Origin of the sequence: Peribacillus sp. NPDC058002 (genome assembly GCF_042886655.1) — a bacterium.
In the GTDB taxonomy this organism is placed as follows: domain Bacteria; phylum Bacillota; class Bacilli; order Bacillales; family DSM-1321; genus Peribacillus; species Peribacillus aracenensis.
This window is the reverse complement of the sequence record NZ_JBHVQU010000390.1, coordinates 1-2,496: the sequence shown is the minus strand read 5'-3', so window position 1 is coordinate 2,496 and position 2,496 is coordinate 1. Positions and strand designations below refer to the sequence as shown.

3 protein-coding genes are annotated in these 2,496 nt (G+C 36.5%); all 3 read right to left on the bottom strand.

Going from position 1 to position 2,496, the window contains the following annotated elements; translation table 11 throughout:
* Positions 1–722 (bottom strand): XdhC family protein (locus ACFVSH_RS25435; protein ID WP_387708537.1); only part of this gene is annotated, 722 nt, incomplete at its 3' end.
* Between the two features lie 318 nt (positions 723–1,040).
* Positions 1,041–1,487: a HEAT repeat domain-containing protein gene (locus ACFVSH_RS25430; protein ID WP_387708535.1), complete on the bottom strand. Its 447-nt coding sequence runs from the start codon at positions 1,485–1,487 to the stop codon at positions 1,041–1,043.
* A 324-nt stretch (positions 1,488–1,811) separates the two neighbouring features.
* A partial coding sequence (locus ACFVSH_RS25425) for a TrmB family transcriptional regulator (RefSeq protein WP_387708533.1) occupies positions 1,812–2,496 on the bottom strand: 685 nt, incomplete at its 5' end.

The window sequence follows — 2,496 nt, the reverse complement described above, 5'->3', positions numbered from 1 at the left end:
CTCTGTAAGTTATGAGTCATGATGATAACATAATCATCTTTTTTAAAAGATAATTGTTCCATAATTTCAGATGGGAATCCTATAATATGGCTAACTGCGTCGGGTATATTATTTTCGTTACAAAGCTCGGACCTCCAATCGCAAACAGTAACTAAAAAACCTATTGAGGTAGCCATAGTGACAACTGGATATACATCACATCCAGCACCAAAAATGATTAAACGCGGTTTAGGTATAATCTTTTGCCTATAAATAAAGCTAACATCATTTTCTTTGGGTTCATTAGTATACTCATCCTCTGACCGGAAAGAATACCCCAATAAGTTCCAATCATCATCTAACTCAATTTGATGGACGATTACCTTAGCTTCTTTAATGGAAGCCAAGACATATGAAAGATTTTCTTTTAATCTATGGTCCACATACTCCAGTAATATATAGAGAGTTCCGTTACAACCTGTTCCAATTCCCCATTCTAGATCTTCATCACTTTCCATGTGATATACAAAGGTCTCTGTATTTTTCCTTTCAAACACTCTGCAAGAATGAAGAATAAGATCTTCCTCGATACACCCAACACTAATAACGCCTGAAGATGTACCATCTTTTTTGATAAGCATGGAGGTACCTTCACGTAAGTATGCTGAACCTTCCACATGAATGATGGTAGCCAATACACACTCCATGGATGTCGATTGAATTTCTTCAAGGATCGTATACATTTGATTCACTTGTCTTCCCCCTGGTCTTCTATGAGTTCATTCATTCTATTAATATCATTATGTTGATTTGTAAAAAAAATGTGTTTATATAGAAATAGAATTATTCTAGTGCAGGCTGAGCACATGGGAAATGTGGCTTTTCCTGGAATTGTGCTTTAAAGGCTCTCGGTCATTTAATCCTTGTATGCAAGAGAGTGTCCCATTCGATGGTTTAAAAAAGGGGAGGGATATACAAATATTCCTAATTTATTGGTAAACAAAAAGGAGCAAAAATTTTGCTCCTGCATCCAATCTTATTTGTTTTCCTTTTGAATGAGTTTATCTTTTCGATAACGCAGACCAAGTATTTTCTAACCACTTATCAAAATCTGCCCCTTTTTCACCCTCATAGGTATCATATATATCCATTCTCATTTTCTGAAGTTTATCTTTGAATTCAGTATATGAGTGATTTTCTGGTAAACTCTTCTTGATCCTTACTAAGATTTTGGTTAATCCTTTAACCAATTCTCCCTTTTTCCTTGGTGGCAATTGGACATCTTCGCCTAATCTTTTCAGTTGACGGTATGCAGCCTCTTGAACTTTAAATACAGAATCACTATTCATGATATGTGTGAGAATGTCGATCACTTGTTTATTTTTTGACTGTCCTAATTCTTCGATCGCATCCAAACGTTCTCTCCAATTAGATTTGCGATTGGCAGATTTTTTTAATTCCTCATAGTTGACAGGTAACTCGATACCTTTTGTTTCTTTATTATCCAAATGAATCATTTCTCCTTCTGTCTTTATGTAATCCGGATATCAAGATGTCAATCCGATACTATAATAGTCCCATTACCAAGAATGGTTTATTCCATTCTTCATTATACCCGTTTCCCTATTTTAATATAGTTATATTTCTTAATCATCTGCTGTATCTTCAATCAGTCGGGTGCCGGGGACGATGCATCTAAAAAACTTACCTGCACCTATGCTCAAAAAGTGACTTCAAAGGGCATAAATCCTGCCTGGATGTATGCCCCTATTGTTGACAATAATGTTCGCGTTCTTGTTATGCTGTAAAAAACAGGAATTGATAGCACAAATCTAGTCTACGTAATGTTTTTTATTATCTGGATGGATAGAAAATTTTTTACGTAAATTGGCGAGGTTTACACCAAAGCTTTCTTCTAAAAGTTCCCTATGTTTCTCCATGATTTCCATGAGATACAAATCATGAATCATGACTTCTGTAATGGGCATGACCAAACCTACATGCATGGTCCATGCTGCACGGCTATCTTTACCAAGCGAGACAATACCTGCTACCACTTCTGAATCATCTCCACTAATAACAAGCCATCGCCCACCATACTCTTCTGTAATTTCATGACCCATATAATGAAGGTAAACATTAGCAAAATCACAGACGATTTCACCATAGGCAATAATTGTGACATTGACTCCTTTATTTGCAGCCTGTCTTAGTTCAGACTCTAATACTTCGAATTCGTCTTCCCAAATCTCTAAGAGTATTCTTTTTTTAGCAGATAGTATACAAGCTTTTACCTTATCGAGTATTTCATTACGCCCCATGATATTCCAGATGTTTTCACGATCATTTGCAGAACGTTCAAACTCCGCTAATGATTTTTCTGCCAGTTCAAAGTTTTCTTCCGCTTTCATGCGGCGGTTTTTTATTAGCTCGCTTGCAGGAACGGGAGTATACTGTGGAGTGTTTCCAGGACTAACCAGAATATCCCCTCTTATTGCGAGACTGTCCAGTATTTCC